The 16,514-nt window shown below is 75.1% G+C and carries 7 protein-coding genes and 1 pseudogene; 1 reads left to right on the top strand and 7 read right to left on the bottom strand.

Going from position 1 to position 16,514, the window contains the following annotated elements:
* Positions 1-158: 158 nt before the first annotated feature.
* Positions 159-890 (bottom strand): response regulator, encoded by a 732-nt coding sequence (locus ACMA1D_RS18435; RefSeq protein WP_414725096.1) that lies wholly within the window; start codon positions 888-890, stop codon positions 159-161.
* Entirely contained in the window at positions 887-3,259 is a 2,373-nt protein-coding gene (locus ACMA1D_RS18430) for an ATP-binding protein (RefSeq protein ID WP_414725095.1), read from the bottom strand. Before ACMA1D_RS18430 ends, ACMA1D_RS18435 begins: the two co-directional genes overlap by 4 nt.
* Before the next feature lie 369 nt (positions 3,260-3,628).
* Here ACMA1D_RS18430 and ACMA1D_RS18425 point away from each other — a divergent pair.
* Positions 3,629-4,981: pseudogene (locus ACMA1D_RS18425) on the top strand (cation:dicarboxylate symporter family transporter); the annotation flags it as partial.
* 553 nt (positions 4,982-5,534) lie between these two features.
* Here the strand turns inward: ACMA1D_RS18425 and glgB are convergent.
* From glgB to ACMA1D_RS18400, 5 genes are all read right to left on the bottom strand, one after another.
* On the bottom strand, positions 5,535-8,243 hold the full coding sequence (gene glgB, locus ACMA1D_RS18420; protein WP_414725094.1) for a 1,4-alpha-glucan branching enzyme: 2,709 nt from the start codon (positions 8,241-8,243) through the stop codon (positions 5,535-5,537).
* A 202-nt stretch (positions 8,244-8,445) separates the two neighbouring features.
* Positions 8,446-10,587 (bottom strand): maltokinase N-terminal cap-like domain-containing protein, encoded by a 2,142-nt coding sequence (locus ACMA1D_RS18415; RefSeq protein ID WP_414725093.1) that lies wholly within the window; start codon positions 10,585-10,587, stop codon positions 8,446-8,448.
* Between the two features lie 690 nt (positions 10,588-11,277).
* Positions 11,278-13,023 carry a maltose alpha-D-glucosyltransferase gene (gene treS, locus ACMA1D_RS18410; RefSeq protein ID WP_414725092.1) on the bottom strand — a complete coding sequence of 582 codons (1,746 nt, stop codon included), beginning with the start codon at positions 13,021-13,023 and terminating at the stop codon, positions 11,278-11,280.
* On the bottom strand, positions 13,020-15,101 hold the full coding sequence (locus ACMA1D_RS18405; protein WP_414725091.1) for an alpha-1,4-glucan--maltose-1-phosphate maltosyltransferase: 2,082 nt from the start codon (positions 15,099-15,101) through the stop codon (positions 13,020-13,022). Before ACMA1D_RS18405 ends, treS begins: the two co-directional genes overlap by 4 nt.
* Positions 15,102-15,485: 384 nt before the next feature.
* On the bottom strand, positions 15,486-16,427 hold the full coding sequence (locus ACMA1D_RS18400) for a helix-turn-helix domain-containing protein (protein WP_414725090.1): 942 nt from the start codon (positions 16,425-16,427) through the stop codon (positions 15,486-15,488).
* Positions 16,428-16,514 lie beyond the last annotated feature (87 nt).

Here is a 16,514-nt window from a genome sequence, read left to right as displayed (position 1 = left end):
CAGCCGGGAGGTACGGGGCGGCTGCGGGCCCGCACAGACGGGGCACGGGGTGGGCCCGCGCAGGCGCGCGTACGGAGCGGGCTCGGGCCCGCGCAGCCGGGGGCACGGGCGGCTGTGGGCCCGCGCGAGCCAGGGGTACGGGCCGGGGCCCGGCCCGCTCAGCCTGTGGCGTCCGGTGCGCTGACCCAGCGGTAGGTCAGTGCGGGCCGGCCGAGGCCGCCGTACCGCGGGGCCCGTACCGCACGGCCGGTCTCCACCAGGTGCTCCAGATAGCGCCGGGCGGTGATGCGCGAAATGCCGAGCGCCTGCGCCGCCGCGTGCGCCGAGATCCCGTCGTCGGCCGCCCGCAGTACCTCGGTGACCGACCCGAGGGTGTCCGGGGTGAGCCCCTTGGGCAGTTCGGCCGCTGGGTGCGGGGCGCGCAGCGCGGCCAGCGCCCGGTCCACCTCGTCCTGCCCGCTGGCCTCGCCGACGGTGACGGTGGCCCGGAACTCCGCGTACCGCACCAGCCGTTCGCGCAGGGTGGCGAAGGTGAAGGGCTTGAGCACGTACTGCACGACGCCGAGCGAGACCCCTTCCCGCACGACGGCGAGGTCGCGCGCCGAGGTCACGGCGATCACGTCCACGCCGTGGCCGCCGGCCCGCAGGGTGCGCAGCAGTCGCAGCCCGTGCCCGTCCGGCAGGTAGAGGTCGAGCAGCAGCAGGTCGACGGCGCTGCGCTCCAGTCGGCGGCGGGCCGCGCCGGCCGAGTGCACGGTGCCGACCACGGTGAAGCCGGGGATGCGGCCGACGTAGAGCGCGTGCGCGTCGGCGGCCAGCGTGTCGTCCTCCACCACCAGTACCCGGATCGGTCCGCGCCCCGCGGCGGCGTCGGAGCCCAACGCGCTCACGGGGCCCCACCCGCCCCGGCCCCGCCCGCCCCGTCCGCCCCGTCCGCCCCGTCCGCCCGGTACGAGGCCGCCCGGTCCGCTCCGTACGACGCCGCCCCGTCCGCTCCGTCTTCGTACGGGGCGGCCTCGCTGCGGATCGGAAGGCGGACGGTGAACTCGGCGCCGCCCTCGGGGGAGCGGTCGAGGTCGATGGTGCCGTGGTTGCGGTGCACCGCCTGTCGCACGATGGCGAGGCCGAGCCCGTGCCCCGGCACCGCCTTGGTGCTCCAGCCACGTTGGAAGATCTCCTCGGCGGCGCCGGGGCCCACGCCCGGGCCGTTGTCGCCGACGCGCAGCGTCAACTCCCCGCCGCCGGCCCGTACGGTCACCGTGACCCGGCCGCGTCGGGCCTCCGGTGCGCCGCCCACGCGCCGCCCCGTGCCGTGCTCCGGGCGCGCCGCCCCCTGGCCGCCGGCCGCCTCGATCGCGTTGTCCACCAGGTTGCCCAGGATCGTCACCAGGTCCCGCGCCGGCAGGCTCGGCGGCAGCAGGCCGTCGTCGATGTGGCTGTCCGTGGTGAGTTCGAAGTCCACCGCGTACTCGCTGGCCTGCGCGGCCTTGCCGAGCAGCAGCGCGGCGAGCACCGGCTCGGCGACCGCGCCCACCACCTGGTCGGTGAGCGCCTGCGCGAGTTGGAGTTCCGCGGTGGCGAACTCGATGGCCTCGTCCGCGCGCCCGAGTTCGATCAGCGAGACGACCGCGTGCAGCCGGTTGGCCGCCTCGTGCGCCTGCGAGCGCAGCGCCTCGGCGAAGCCGCGTACGGAGTCCAACTCGCCCGAGAGCGCCTGGAGTTCGGTGTGGTCGCGCAGGGTCACCACGGAGCCGCGCTGGCCGCCGCTGCTCACCGGGGCGCTGTTGACGACCAGCACCCGGTCGGCGGTCAGGTGCAGTTCGTCCCGGCGCGGTTCGGGGTCGAGCAGTGCGGCGGTCAGCGGCGGGGGCAGCCCCAGGTCGGTCACGTGCCGCCCGACGGGCGGCACGCCCCGCCCCGCCCCGCGTGCGCCCGCGCGCGTACCGCTACCGGCACCGCCCGCGCGGCCGGCCCGCCGCAGCCGTACGAGATGCCCTATGCGGCCCTTCCGGCCCTTCTGGCCCTGCCCCTGCCGATCCTTCCGACCGCTCCGCTCCCGCTGGTCTCGGCTGTCGGCGCTGCCCGGGCCGCCCGGACCGCGGGCCGCGTCGGGGTGTGCCGGGGTGGCGGCGCGCGACGAACCGGGCGCGGTACGGGACGGCGGTACGGTCCGGGCGCCGGCCGGGTCCGTGGACGGTTCGCCGGCCGAGGCCGGGACCGGAGACGGGGCGCCACCCGGGCTCATGGCCCCGGCCCCGTGCGGGTGCGCGGCCGGCCCCGCGGCCCCGTACGGCCCCGCGCCCGACGTCGACCGCCCCACCGAGGCGCCCGCCGAACCACCAACAGAACCGCCAACAGAACCGCCTGCCGAAGCACCGGCCGGCCCGTCAGTCGAACTCGAACCGCCAACCGAACCACCAGCCGAACCGCCAACCGAAGCCCCCGCTACCCCGCTGGCCGAGGCGCCAGCCGATCCGCCACCCCCGGCTGCCGGGCCGCCCAGGCCGAGGAGTTCGCGTCCGCCGTCGTTGATGAGCGCGATCCTGCGTCGCCCGTCGAGCATCACCAGCCCCTCCCGCACCGCGTGCAGCGTCGCCTGGTGGTAGTCGTGCAACTGGCTGAGCTCGTTGGCGTTCATGCCGTGCGTGTGGCGGCGCAGCCGGGCGTTGATGACGTACGTGCCCAGGCCGCCGATGACCAGGGCGGCCAGCGCGACGCCGGCCAGCGCGAGCACCTGCCGACGCTCCTGCTCGCTGATCGCCTTGACCGTGATCCCCGCGCTGACCAGCGCGACCACCGGGCCGGGGCCGTCGGTCCCGCCGCCCTCGCGGACCGGGGCGACGGCGCGTACGGAGGGGCCGAGGGTGCCGGTGTAGGTCTCCGAGAACACCCGGCCGCGCAGCGCGGGGCCGGTGTGGCCGAGGAACGTCTCGCCGATCCGGCTCGGTTCGGGGTGCGTCCAGCGCACCCCGCGCGGGGTCATGATCGTCACGAAGTCGACGCCGGAGTCGAGCCTGACCCGCTCCGCGTACGGCTGGAGCACGTTCGTGGGGTGGGGCGAGCGCACCGCGTCGGCCACGCCCGGGGCGTTGGCGATGGTGGTGGCCGCGGTCACCGCCTGCCGGCGGGCCGCGTCCTGCGCCTCGCCGCGGGCCGTGACGTAGGTGAAGACGGCGCACCCGGCGACCACGGCTGCGACCAGCACGACCTGCATGGCGAAGAGCTGACCAGCGAGGCTGCGAGGACGGGGGATGCGCATCGGCTCAGTCTGCCCGCTGTTCCCGGCGTGAACGTAATGTACGGAAGCGTGACCGCCGTCACAGTGTGATGCATAGTCACCGGGACATCCAGCGCCGGAACCGCGCGTACCCCACTGAGCGGCCTGGCCGGATGTGATCGGCCGGCGGGCGGCCGAGCCGTACCCAAGCAGCGCTCCGCCCCGCCGAGCAGCACCTCAGGAACGAAGGAGGCAGCCGTGGCTGCGCAGACCTCGCCATCGGAACCGGGCCGGACGCCGCCCGGGTCCGAGTCGACCGGCCGGACGTCCGGAGCGGCACCGGGAACGGCGCCGCCGGCGAAGGCCCCGCCGCCCGCCCGGCGCGACAAGACCCACTACCTCTACCTCTCCGTGATCGCGGCCGTGCTCATCGGCATCACGCTGGGGTTCGCGGCACCGGACTTCGCCGTGGAGCTCAAGCCGATCGGCACCGGCTTCGTCAACCTGATCAAGATGATGATCTCGCCGATCATCTTCTGCACGATCGTGCTCGGCGTCGGGTCGGTGCGCAAGGCGGCCAAGGTCGGCGCGGTCGGCGGGCTCGCGCTCGGCTACTTCCTGCTGATGTCCACCGTCGCGCTCGCCATCGGCCTGCTGGTCGGCAACGTCCTGGAGCCCGGCAGCGGCCTGCACCTGACCACCGAGGCGGCCAAAGCCGGCCAGGGCCAGGCGGACGGGGCGAGCGAGTCCACCGAGGACTTCCTGCTCGGCATCATCCCGACCAGCATGCTGTCGGCCTTCACCGAGGGCGAGGTGCTCCAGACCCTGCTGATCGCGCTGCTCGTCGGCTTCGCGCTGCAAGCCATGGGCAAGGCCGGCGAACCGGTGCTGCGCGGCATCGGCCACATCCAGCGGCTGGTCTTCCGGGTGCTGGCGATGATCATGTGGGCGGCCCCGGTGGGCGCGTTCGGCGCGATCGCGGCGGTCATCGGCGAAACCGGTACGGACGCGCTGCGCTCGCTCGCGGTCATCATGATCGGCTTCTACACCACCTGTCTGCTCTTCGTGGTCGTCGTGCTCGGCACGATCCTGCGGCTGGTCGCCGGTGTGAACCTGTTCCTGCTGCTGAAGTACCTGGCGCGGGAGTTCCTGCTGATCCTCTCCACCTCCTCGTCCGAGTCGGCGCTGCCGCGGCTGATCGCCAAGATGGAACACGCGGGCGTCAGCAAGCCGGTCGTCGGCATCACGGTCCCCACCGGCTACTCCTTCAACCTGGACGGCACCGCCATCTACCTGACGATGGCCTCGCTGTTCATCGCCGAGGCGATGGGCGATCCGCTCTCCATCGGCCAGCAGATCTCGCTGCTCGCCTTCATGATCGTGGCCTCCAAGGGCGCCGCCGGGGTCACCGGCGCCGGCCTGGCCACGCTCGCCGGCGGCCTCCAGTCGCACCGCCCGGAGTTGGTCGACGGCGTCGGCCTGATCGTCGGCATCGACCGCTTCATGAGCGAGGCGCGGGCCCTGACCAACTTCGCCGGCAACGCGGTCGCCACGGTCCTGGTCGGCACCTGGACCAAGGAGATCGACCGGGATCGAATGCGGGCCGTACTCGCCGGTCAACTCCCCTTCGATGAACGGACGTTGCTCAACGACGGGCACCACGGGGCGGGAGGATCCGACGGGGCGGAGGGCTCTGGCGGAACTGACGGGGCGGAGCCCGGTGGCGGGGCCGACGCCCCCGACGGCCGGGTGCCGCTGGCGAAGGGCGCCGTGGGCGCCGCGGGTGCGGTTGGCGCAGGTGGGGCTGATGGCGCTGCCGAAGCTGACGGTTCGGCCGGTGCGGGCGGCGCGGGCAGTACGGACGGCAAGGAGGCGGCCACCGTCTGAGCGGGGCCGCCGGCGCCGGCCCCGCCAGGCGCCACGGCTCCTCGCTGCACCCCGCGGAAGCGCCCGCCCCCCATCCCCGCGGGCGCACCCGCCCTCCAATCCCGCGGGCGCGCGCCCCGTACCTCGTATCGCACGGGCACCCCGCACCCCGCAGGCGAGCCCTCCCCCCACGGGCACCCCACGAATGCCCCCGATCCGCCGCCCCGCCCCGCTCCTCCGGGGCGGGGCGGCCACTCGCCCGGGTTCCGGCCGGCGCCGGTGTGCTGCGCCGCGCCGGTCGCCGGGCCCGGTGCGTCCGGCCGGCCGTGGCGGGGCCGGCCGGACGCCGCCGCCCCGTAACGCGCTCCGTGCTGAGCCCCGCACCGCGCCCCGTACCCGCCGCCCCCCGCACCCCGCAGCCTCCACCCCCGCAACCCCCGCCCCACCCCGCTCAGAAGGGCCGCAGCCACACCGTGGCCAGCGGTGGCAGGACCAGGGAGAGGGAGGCGGGGCGGCCGTGCCAGGCGGTCGGTTCGGCCTTGAGCGGGTCGGGGTTGCCGACGCCGCTGCCGCCGTACCGCTCCTCGTCCGTGTTCAGCACCTCCACCCACGCGGGCGCCTCGTCCGGCACGCCGATCCGGTACCCGTGCCGGACGACCGGCGACATGTTGCTCACGCACACCAGCGGGCTGCCGTCGGCCGCGTGCCGGGCGAAGGCGAACACGTTGTCCTGCGCCGCGTCCCCGTCGATCCAGGCGAACCCGTCGGGCGCCGTGTCGCGCTCCCACAGCGCGGGCGTCGCCAGGTAGCGCGCGTTGAGCTCGCGCACCAGGTCCCGTACGCCGCGGTGGTCGGGCTCGGCCGCGTACGAGGGGTCCAGCAGCCACCAGTCCGGCCCGTGCGGCTCCGACCACTCCGCCCCCTGTGCGAACTCCTGCCCCATGAACAGGAGTTGCTTGCCCGGATGGGCCCACATGAAGCCGAGGTACGCGCGGTGGTTGGCGCGCTGCTGCCACCAGTCGCCGGGCATCTTGGACACCAGCGCCCGCTTGCCGTGCACCACCTCGTCGTGCGAGATGGGCAGTACGTAGTTCTCCGAGTACGCGTACACCATCGAGAACGTCATCTCGTGGTGGTGGTACGCGCGGTGCACCGGCTCGTGCCCGATGTAGCTCAGCGAGTCGTGCATCCAGCCCATGTTCCACTTCAGGCCGAACCCGAGCCCGCCGAAGCCGCCGGGGCCCACGTGGTGGGTGGCGCGGGTGACGCCGTCCCAGGCGGTGGACTCCTCGGCGATGGTCACCACGCCCGGGCAGCGCCGGTAGACCGTGGCGTTCATCTCCTGGAGGAAGGCGACCGCGTCCAGGTCCTCCCGGCCGCCGTGCACGTTCGGGGTCCAGCCGCCGGGCTCGCGCGAGTAGTCCAGGTAGAGCATGGAGGCCACGGCGTCCACCCGCACCCCGTCGACGTGGAACTCCTCGCACCAGTACACCGCGTTGGCCACCAGGAAGTTGCGCACCTCGCGCCGCCCGTAGTCGAACTCCAGCGTCCCCCAGTCGGGGTGCGCGGCCCGCGCCGGGTCCGCGTGTTCGTACAGCGGCCGGCCGTCGAACTCGGCGAGCGCCCACTCGTCCCGCGGGAAGTGCGCCGGCACCCAGTCGAGGAGCACCCCGATGCCGGCCTGGTGCAGCGCGTCGATGAGGTACTTGAGGTCGTCCGGGGTGCCGAGCCTGGCCGTCGGCGCGTAGAAGCCGGTGACCTGGTAGCCCCAGGAGCCGCCGAACGGGTGCTCGGCGAGCGGCATGAACTCCACGTGCGTGAAGCCCAGGTCCTTGACGTAGCCGGGGAGTTGTTCGGCCAGTTCGCGGTAGCCGAGGCCGGGGCGCCAGGACGGCAGGTGCACCTCGTAGACGGAGAACGGCGCGGCGTGCACCGGCCGCGCGCCCCGCCGCTCCAGCCACGCCCCGTCCTGCCACTCGTGGTGCGAGGCGTACACGACGGAGGCGGTCGCCGGCGGGCACTCGGTGCGCCGCGCCATCGGGTCGGCGCGCAGCGTGTGCGACCCGTCGGGCCGGGTGATGTCGAACTTGTACAGCGCCCCCGGGCCGACGCCGGGCAGGAACAGCTCCCAGACGCCGCTGGCGCCCAGCGACCGCATCGGGTAGGCGGTCCCGTCCCAGTACGAGAAGTCCCCGCTGACCCGCACCCCGCGGGCGTTCGGCGCCCACAGCGTGAACCGCGTCCCGGCCACCCCCTGGTGCACCATGGGCTGCGCCCCGAGCGCCCGCCACAGCTCCTCGTGCCGCCCCTCGCGGATCAGATGCAGGTCGAACTCGCCGAGTGCGGGCAGAAAGCGGTACGGATCGTCGACCAGCGGTTCCCTCCGGCTCGTCTGCTCCGTGCGGCCTGTCTGGCCTGGAGGCTCCGTGGGCTCCGTGCGGCCTGCCCGTCCCGCCTGCCCCGTGAGGCCTGTCTGCCCTGTCCGCTCCGTGCGGCCTGCCCGCTCCGTCCGCCCCGTCCGCACGGCGGGCTTCGGCGCGGTCGTGGGCTCCGTGGCCTCCGCGACCGCGCCGGCGTCGCCCTCCCCGTACACCACCCGCAGCCGGTACGCGGGCACCGCCGCCAGCGGGAGCACCCCGCCGAACAGGCCACCACCCTCCGACCACAGCTCCGTCGACCGCCCGTCGACGACGACCGCGACGGTACGGGCGTACGGGCGCAGCACCCGGAACCGCACCCCGCCCGGCACCGGGTGCGCCCCGAGCACCGCGTGCGGGTCGTGGTGCGCACCCGCCAACAGCCGGTCCAGCTCGTGCGATTCGAGCGCATCGGCGCGCGCGGCCCGCTCCGCCCCGTCCGGCGCGGCTCCGGTGGTCACCGGCTTCGCGGGCGCGCCCGCGCGCGCGAGGGCGGCGGGGACGGTCGGCGCCGGGGCGGGGACGGCCGCCGGTGGTTCGGGCAGCCGCGGCGCACGGGGCGTGGGCCGGCCGTCGTACGAGGGCCGGTCGAGTCCGGAGTCCGCGGCGTGCGGGCGCCGTGGCGCGGCGGGGCCCGACGGCTGCGCCGCGCGGTGGGCAGGTCGTGGGGCGGCCGGGTGCTGGGCGCGCGGGTCGGCGGCTGACTCCCCGGGCCGGGAGCCGGGGGACGGGCGGACGGTCACGGGGTGTCTCCTGCGGGGAAGGGGGGCGGGGCGGGGGTCGAGGAGCGAAGTCGGGAAGCGGGAGGGAACGGCGCGGGGGGACGGAGGAGGACGGAGGAGGGGAGCGGCGGAGGGGAGCAACGGAGGGGACGGAGGGGGACGGAGGGGGAAGCGGCGAACAGGGAACGGGGCCGGGGCGGGGTGGGCGGCGGGGCGCGCGGGCTCAGTTCGGACCGCGCGCCGCCTCCGTCGCCGTCGCCGCTGCCGTCGCGGCCAGGCGGCGGATCGCGGCCAGCGGCACGGGCAGCCAGTCGGGCCGGTGCCTGGCCTCGTACAGCACCTCGTACACCGCCTTGTCGGTCTCGTACGCGCGCAGCAACGCCGGCTCCGCGCGCGGGTCGTGGCCGCTGGCCGCGGCGTAGCCGGCGCAGTACGCGTCCCGGGCGCGCCGGGCCCACGCCGCGGGATCGGTGGTCGCGGCGCCGGGCGGCCCCGGCCGCTCCGCTGCGGCGCGCGCGCCCACCGCCGCCGCGTACTCGAAGGACCTGAGCATCCCCGCGACGTCGCGCACCACCGGCTGCGGGCGCCGCCGCTCCGCCAGCGGGCTGGCCGGCTCGCCCTCGAAGTCGATCAGGCTCCACCGGCCGTCGTCGGCGTGGCGCAGCGCCTGCCCCAGGTGGAGGTCGCCGTGGATGCGCTGCACCGGCAGGCCGCGCCCGTCGGCGCCGAGCACGGCGAGATCGGCGTACGCGTTGCGGAGCGCACCGCGGTACGGGCGGAGCTCGGGGACGGCGCAGGACGCCGCGTCGAGCCGGTCCGACATGGCGGCCGTGAGCTCTTCGAGCTGCGAGCGGCGCAGCCAGGTGGTGGGCAGCGACCGGGCGAGCGCGAGGTGCACCTCGGCGGTGGCCCGCCCGAGCGCGTGCGCCGCGGCCCCGAAGTCGCCGCCGCCGGCCAGGTCGTCCAGCGCGAACTGCCAGCCGTCGACGGAGCCGGCGAGGTACGGCTGGAGCAGCCCGAGCGTGAAGGTGCCCGCCCCCCCGACGGCCGGCCCGCCCCGGGGCCCCGCGCCGCGACCGCCCCCACCGTCCTCGGGCCCCGCACCGTCCCCGTGCCCCGCACCGTCCCCGTGCCCCGCCTCGCCCCCGGGTCCCGCGCCCGCCGCCCCCACCGTGCCGCCGCCACCGGCCGGGTACGGGCCGGCGCTCGCCTCGAACCAGGCGGTGGGGGCCGGCACCCGCCCGCAGGCGGAGCGGGCGAGGGCCAACGCCACTTCCAGATCGGGGTTGATGCCGGGGGCGATCCGCCGGAACACCTTCAGGATGTACGCGTCGCCGTACACCACCGACGAGTTGGACTGCTCGGCGGCGAGCGGCCGGGGCGCGAGGCCGCGCTCGATGCCGGCGCCGGGGGCCCGGTGGAAGCGCAGCGGCCCGCACGTGCCGGGCAGCCGCAGCCGTTCGAGCAGCACCGTGGCCAGCCGCGGATCGGCCAGCGCCTCGTAGAGCAGCGCCCCGCGCAGCGGCCCGCTGGCCGGCCGGCCGATGGGGGAGGGGACGCCGTGCGGCGACGGGCCGGGGCCGGTGGCGAGCACGGCGGTGGCCGCGGCAGCCGCGGTGGCAGTGCCGGTCGTGGCAGGGGCAGGGGCGGCGGCCGTGGCCGTGTCCGTGGTGGCCGGGGCGGGCGCGGTGCGCTCCGGGCCGGGACCGGTGGTCGGGCCAGGACCCGCCGCACCGGCGCCCGGCGGCGGCGCGGCGCCCGGCGGTGCCGGGACGACGCCGAGCAGCAGTTGGTAGCAGTCGGCCGGGGCGGTCCGCGGCCGGGCCCCGGCCCAGCAGGATGGTTTCGTCACCTCAGCCCCGTCCCGCCCCGTGCCGGGCCGACCATGCCCCGTGCCGGCCCCGTCCCGCCCCGTGCCCGCTGCGCCGCCGCCCCCCGCCGCCCCGCCGAGCTCCTCACCGAAGCCCGGGCCCGTACCCGGGTCCGCCGCTGGGTCCGCACCCGCGCCCACGGCCTGGTCAGCGCCCGCGCCCGCCTCCGGGGCGTCGTCGGGCTCCTCCTGATGGGCGCGTACCAGCAGATGGAGCAGGCCGGGCGAGCCGTCGCGGGCCGCGCAGGGCAGCAGCTCCGTCGCGGAGACGAGGCTGAACCCGCTGATCGGCCGCCCCTTGCCGGCGAACCACCGCTGTTCGGGCAACCAGGCCAGCAACAGCGGCGCGAGCGAGGCCAACAGCCCGCTGTCGACCCGTGCGGCCGTACGGGCCGACGGGCCCGACCGGCCCCACTGGCCTGATCGAGCCGCCCCCGCCGACGGGACGAGCGGGGGTGTGGGGGGTGTCCCCCGGGACATCGAGGCGTCCGACATGACGTCGCGTCCTTTCCCCGGGGCACACGACAGATAGGACGAAGTGTCCAATATCGCGTCATTTTCTCGGCGGCGGCGCGCTGTGGAAGTACCCCGGGGGACGCCCGACGGAGCCATGGGCCCACCCCACGGGCGGCAGCCGCGTACGGAACGGGCGGGCCCGGGGCGGTGCGCACAGGGGGCCGGGCGGCGTGCCAGACGCGGCGCGGGGCGGCGCGCCAACCGGGGCCGTGCCCGCGTACGAGATGGCCCGCGTACGAGACGGGGCGCGCAGACTGAGGCCGGGCGGCGCGCACACGGGGCCGGGCCGCGCGGAACGGGCCCCGGGCCGGCGGGCGGCACCCGTGTGGTGGGGGTGCGCCCGCTGCGGTGCGCAGGGTGCGGTGGGGCGGGATGTGCCCGCGGCCGGGGTGCGGCGTGGGATCGACCCGCCGCATCAGGATGCCGCACTACTTCAGGACGTCACCGGAGTACCGGGCGCCGCGCCGTGCCGCGGGGGTACTGCTCCGGCACGGAGCTGTCGGGCTCGAACGCCGAGGCGCCGCGCTGACTCGTCCGCGGAGGTGCCGTGCTCGTCCGCGAGGGTGCGCGCCGCCTGAGGTCGCCGCGCCGCCGCAGCGGGGGCCGTACCGCCGCACCGGGCCGCGCCCCGGAGACGCCGCGCCGCGGCCCTGCCCGCGGCGGCCGTGCTCAGTGCACCGGCTGCCGGTCGGCCGTGGCCGCGGCGCCAGCCGCCTCCGCGTCGGCGGGGCGCAGCCGGAACCAGTAGAAGCCGTGCCCGGCGAGGGTGAGCAGGTACGGCAGTTCGCCGATGGCGGGGAAGCGCACGCCGCCGATGAGCTCCACCGGGTGGCGGCCGTCGAACGCGCGCAGGTCGAGTTCGGTGGGCTGGGCGAACCGGGAGAAGTTGTTGACGCACAGCACCAGGTCGTCGCCGTACTCGCGGAGGAACGCCAGTACGGCGGGGTTGCTTGAGGGCAGTTCGGTGAAGGAGCCGAGCCCGAACGCCGGGTTCTGCTTGCGGATCTCGATCATCCGCCGGGTCCAGTGCAGCAGCGACGAGGGACTGCTCATGGCCGCCTCGACGTTGGTCACCTGGTAGCCGTAGACCGGGTCCATGATCGTGGGCAGGAACAGCCGCCCCGGGTCGCAGGAGGAGAACCCGGCGTTGCGGTCCGGCGTCCACTGCATCGGGGTGCGCACCGCGTCCCGGTCGCCCAGCCAGATGTTGTCGCCCATGCCGATCTCGTCGCCGTAGTAGAGGATCGGCGATCCCGGCAGCGCCAGCAGCAGCGCCGTGAACAGTTCGATCTGGTTGCGGTCGTTGTCCAGGAGCGGGGCGAGCCGGCGGCGGATGCCGATGTTGGCCCGCATCCGCGGGTCCTTGGCGTACTCCGCGTACATGTAGTCACGTTCCTCGTCCGTGACCATCTCCAGCGTCAGTTCGTCGTGGTTGCGCAGGAAGATGCCCCACTGACAGCCGGACGGGATGGCCGGCGTCTTGGCGAGGATTTCCGAGACCGGGTAGCGGGACTCGCGGCGCACCGCCATGAAGATGCGCGGCATCACCGGGAAGTGGAACGCCATGTGGCACTCGTCGCCGCCGCGCCGGAAGTCGCCGAAGTAGTCGACGACGTCCTCCGGCCACTGGTTGGCCTCGGCCAGCAGCACCGTGTCCGGGTAGTGCGCGTCGATCTCGGCCCGGACCCGCTTGAGGAGGGCGTGGGTGCGCGGCAGGTTCTCGCAGTTGGTGCCCTCCTCCGCGTACAGGTAGGGCACCGCGTCCAGCCGGAAGCCGTCGATGCCGAGGTCGAGCCAGAACCGCAGGGCCGCGATGACCTCGTCCTGCACGGCCGGGTTCTCGAAGTTCAGGTCCGGCTGGTGGGAGAAGAAGCGGTGCCAGTAGTACTGCTTGCGCACCGGGTCGAAGGTCCAGTTGGACGCCTCGGTGTCGACGAAGATGATGCGCGCGTCCGAGTACTGCTTGTCGTCGTCGGCCCAGACGTAGTAGTCGCCGTAGGGCCCGGTCGGGTCGGTGCGCGACTGCTTGAACCACTCGTGCTGGTCACTGGTGTGGTTCATGACGAAGTCGATGATCACGCGCATGCCGCGGTGGTGCGCGGCGTCCACGAACTCGACGAAGTCGGCGAGGTCCCCGAAGTCGGGGAGGACGGCCGTGTAGTCGGACACGTCGTAGCCGCCGTCGCGCAGGGGCGAGGCGAAGAACGGCGGCAGCCACAGGCAGTCGACGCCCAACCATTGCAAGTAGTCGAGCTTGGACGTGAGGCCCTTCAGGTCGCCGATGCCGTCCCCGTTGCTGTCTTGGAAGGAACGGACCAGCACCTCGTAGAACACGGCGCTCTTGAACCAGTCGGGGTGGCGATCCCCGGCCGGCGTGTCCTCGAAGGTGTCCTGAACGGGCTCGTTGACGATCATGGTGTGGGTGACCCTCCGATCGGTGAGGACGGTCGCAGCGAGAACACGTGCGCGGGCGCGATGCCGCTGCCCGGCTCTAGGCGCACGTAGTTGTCGCTGCCCCAGTGGTAGGTGGTGCCGGTGAGCTCGTCGCGCACCGACAGGGACTCGTGCCAGTCGAGGCCGAGTTCTGGCATGTCCAACGAGACCGTGGCCTCGTGGGTGTGGTGGGGGTCGAGGTTGACCACGGTCAGCACGCAGTCCCCGGGGGTGATGCGCGGGGGCGCGGCATCCGCCGGCCGCCGCCCCTGCGCCCCGGTCCGCGGCGCGGCCTCCGGCTCGGACCTGCGTTCGGGCACCCGCTTGGAGTAGGCGATCACCGCGTCGTTGTCGGTGCGGTGGAAGCGCAGGTTGCGCAGTTGGCGCAGGGCCGGGTGGTGCCTGCGGAGCCGGTTGAGCGTGGTGATCAGCGGGGTGATGGTGGCGCCTGCCCGCTCCGCGCCGGCCCAGTCGCGCGGGCGCAGCTCGTACTTCTCGGAGTGCAGGTACTCCTCGCTGCCCGCGCGCAGCGGCGTGTTCTCGCACAGCTCGTAGCCGGCGTACAGGCCCCAGGTGGGGGAGAGCGTCGCGGCGAGCACGGCCCGGATCTCGAACGCGGCCCGGCCGCCGCGCTGGAGGTAGGCGTGCAGGATGTCGGGGGTGTTGACGAAGAAGTTGGGCCTCATGCAGGCGGCGGCGTCGCCGGCCAGCTCCGTCAGGTAGTCGGTGAGCTCCTGCTTGGTGGTGCGCCAGGTGAAGTACGTGTACGACTGCTGGAAGCCGACCGCGGCCAGGGTGTGCATCATCGCGGGCCGGGTGAACGCCTCGGCGAGGAAGATCACCCCGGGGTCGCTGCGGTTGATGTCGGCGATGACCTTCTCCCAGAACACCACCGGCTTGGTGTGCGGGTTGTCCACCCGGAAGATCCGCACCCCGCGCGCCATCCAGAAGCGCAGCACGCGCAGCGTCTCGCGGACGATGCCGGGGAAGTCGGCGTCGAAGTCGATGGGGTAGATGTCCTGGTACTTCTTCGGCGGGTTCTCGGCGTACGCGATCGAGCCGTCGGCGCGGCGGTGGAACCACTGCGGGTGGCTGGTCACCCACGGGTGGTCGGGCGAGCACTGCAATGCGAAGTCCAGTGCCACCTCCAGCCGCAGCTCGCGCGCCTTGGCCACGAAGTGGTCGAAGTCCGCCAGGGTGCCCAGGTCCGGGTGGACGGCGTCGTGCCCGCCGGCCGCGGAGCCGATCGCCCACGGCGAGCCCACGTCGTGCGGGCCGGCGGAGAGCGCGTTGTCGGGGCCCTTGCGGAAGGCGGTGCCGATGGGGTGGATCGGCGGCAGGTAGACCACGTCGAAGCCCATCGCGGCGACCGCGGGCAGCCGTTCGGCCGCGGTCCGCAGGGTGCCGCTGACCGGCGGGGCGCCCGGCGCGCACACGGCGCCCTCGGAGCGCGGGAACAGCTCGTACCAGGAGCCGAACAGCGCCCGCTCCCGCTCCACCTGGAGCGGGAGCGGGCGCGAGGTGGTGACCAGTTCGCGCAGCGGGTGCCGGGCGAGCGCGGCCAGGACCTCGGGGGCGAGCGCGGCGGCCAGCCGGTCGGCCACCGGCCGGCCCTCGTCCAGCAGCCCGTCGACGGCGCCGAGCACGGCCTCGCGGCCGGCGTTCTTCGGCACGTCGGCGGCGGCGCGCTCGTGCAGCGCGGCCCCCTCCGCGAGCACCAGCTCGGTGTCGATGCCGGCCGGCACCTTGACCTTGGCGTGCGCCCGCCAGGTGCCGATCGGGTCGCTCCACGCCTCGACCGTGTACGTCCACCGGCCCTCGCGCTCGGGCGTGACGTCCGCCCCCCACCGGTCGGTGCCGGGCGCGAGCTCGCGCATCGGGGTCCAGGGGCCGCTGCGCCCGGCGGGGTCGCGCAGCACCACATTGGCCCCGACCGCGTCATGGCCCTCACGGAAGACGGTGGCGCTGACCTCGAAGGTCTCACCCACCACCGCCTTCGCCTGGCGCCTGCCGCAGTCGACGAGCGGGCGGACGTCCAACACGGGGATACGGCCGATCATGGGATCACCTAACGGCGTCGCTGGCGTGCGGGCATGAGCCTTCTTTCTACCGGCTGGCCCCACCCACACACCGGGACGGACGGGGCCACGGTGGGGCGCGTTCACCCAGGTGGAGGGATGCGCCCGGGGCACCGGTGCAGGTGCCGGCGGTGGCTCCGGCGGTGGACGGAGCGCGCGGGGCGTACGGGGCACGGGGCGCCGCGTACGGGAGTGCGGAGGTGCGCGGGCGCCGCGTACGGGATGTCGCGTCCGGGGTGCTGCGGTGGGGGCGTCGCGTACGGGAGTACTGCGGGCGGGATGGTGCGTGCGGCGCGTACGGGTACGGCGCGGCCGGCCCCGCCCCCGTGGCGGCGGGGCGGGGCTGGGGTCCACCGGGCCCGGGGGCTACCGGTCCTGGCCCGGCCGGTCCGCGGACGGCGTGGACGGCGCGGAAGCCTCGGTCGCGGACGGGGCCGTGGGCCCGGTGCCGGGCAGCGACGTGGACACGGTGCTGGCGAGCAACTGCAACGCCGCGTCCGACGGCGACCCGGGCTCCGCGCTGAACGCCATCAGCTTCTGTCCGCCGGCGTCGGGCAGCAGCATCATCTGGAACGACAGCTCCAGCGGCCCCACCAGCGGGTGGTGGAAGGACTTCACGCCGCTCGTGCAGCCGCGCACCGGGTGCCGCGACCACAGCGCCCCGAACTCGCTGCTCTTCATCGTCAACTCGCCGACCAGTTCGGCAAGTTGACGGTCGTCGGGGTGTGCGCCCGCGGTCAGGCGCAGCGCCGAGACCGCCCGCCTGGCCTCCGTCTCCCACTCCGGGTAGAGCTCGCGGGCGTGCGGGTCGAGGAAGAGCAGCCGTTGGGTGTTCGGGCGCTCGGCGGGGCGCTCCGGGGCCCGGACGTCCAGATGGCCGGCGATCAGCGCGTGCCCGAGCGGGTTCCAGGCCAGCACGTCGTACTGCGGGTCGAGCACGAGCGCCGGCACCGCCGCCATCGCCGCGACGAGCTGCCGGGTGCCGGGGTGCGCGGAGACGGTGCGCGGCGCCGGTCGGCGCGCCGGCCGCGCCGGGCGGGCCAGGTTGCGCAGGTGGGCGTGTTCGTCGGGGGTCAGCCGCAGCGCACGGGCGATCGCGTCCAGCACCCCGTCCGAAGCATTGCTGCTCTGCCCCTGCTCAAGGCGCGTGTAGTACGCCACGCTCACGCCGGCCAACTGCGCCAACTCCTCGCGCCGCAGCCCCGGCACCCGCCGCCGCCCCCCGTACGAGACCAGGCCGACGTCCTCCGGCTGGAGCCGGGCGCGGCGGGTGCGGAGGAAGTTGGCCAGTTCGGCGGGTGTGTCCATGTCCACCAGTCTCCGCCAGGGCGGGGTGCGTTGCCTGCCCCTGTCAGTGACAGGCAACGCGCCACGGCTGGCCCCGCCCGCTCTCCA

The sequence above is a fragment of the Streptomyces sp. 796.1 genome, from assembly GCF_047525675.1.
Taxonomy (GTDB): Bacteria; Actinomycetota; Actinomycetes; order Streptomycetales; family Streptomycetaceae; genus Streptomyces.
Note: the sequence above shows the minus strand (reverse complement) of the source record. Positions and strands in the feature narration are given on the sequence as shown.

Bases quoted from the DNA above. Each gene is read 5' to 3' on its own strand.
- ACMA1D_RS18415 (WP_414725093.1), bottom strand. From the start codon at position 10,587: ATGTCGGACGCCTCGATGTCCCGGGGGACACCCCCCACACCCCCGCTC.
- treS (WP_414725092.1), bottom strand. From the start codon at position 13,023: ATGATCGTCAACGAGCCCGTTCAGGACACCTTCGAGGACACGCCGGCC.
- ACMA1D_RS18430 (WP_414725095.1), bottom strand. From the start codon at position 3,259: ATGCGCATCCCCCGTCCTCGCAGCCTCGCTGGTCAGCTCTTCGCCATG.
- ACMA1D_RS18405 (WP_414725091.1), bottom strand. From the start codon at position 15,101: ATGATCGGCCGTATCCCCGTGTTGGACGTCCGCCCGCTCGTCGACTGC.
- ACMA1D_RS18400 (WP_414725090.1), bottom strand. From the start codon at position 16,427: ATGGACACACCCGCCGAACTGGCCAACTTCCTCCGCACCCGCCGCGCC.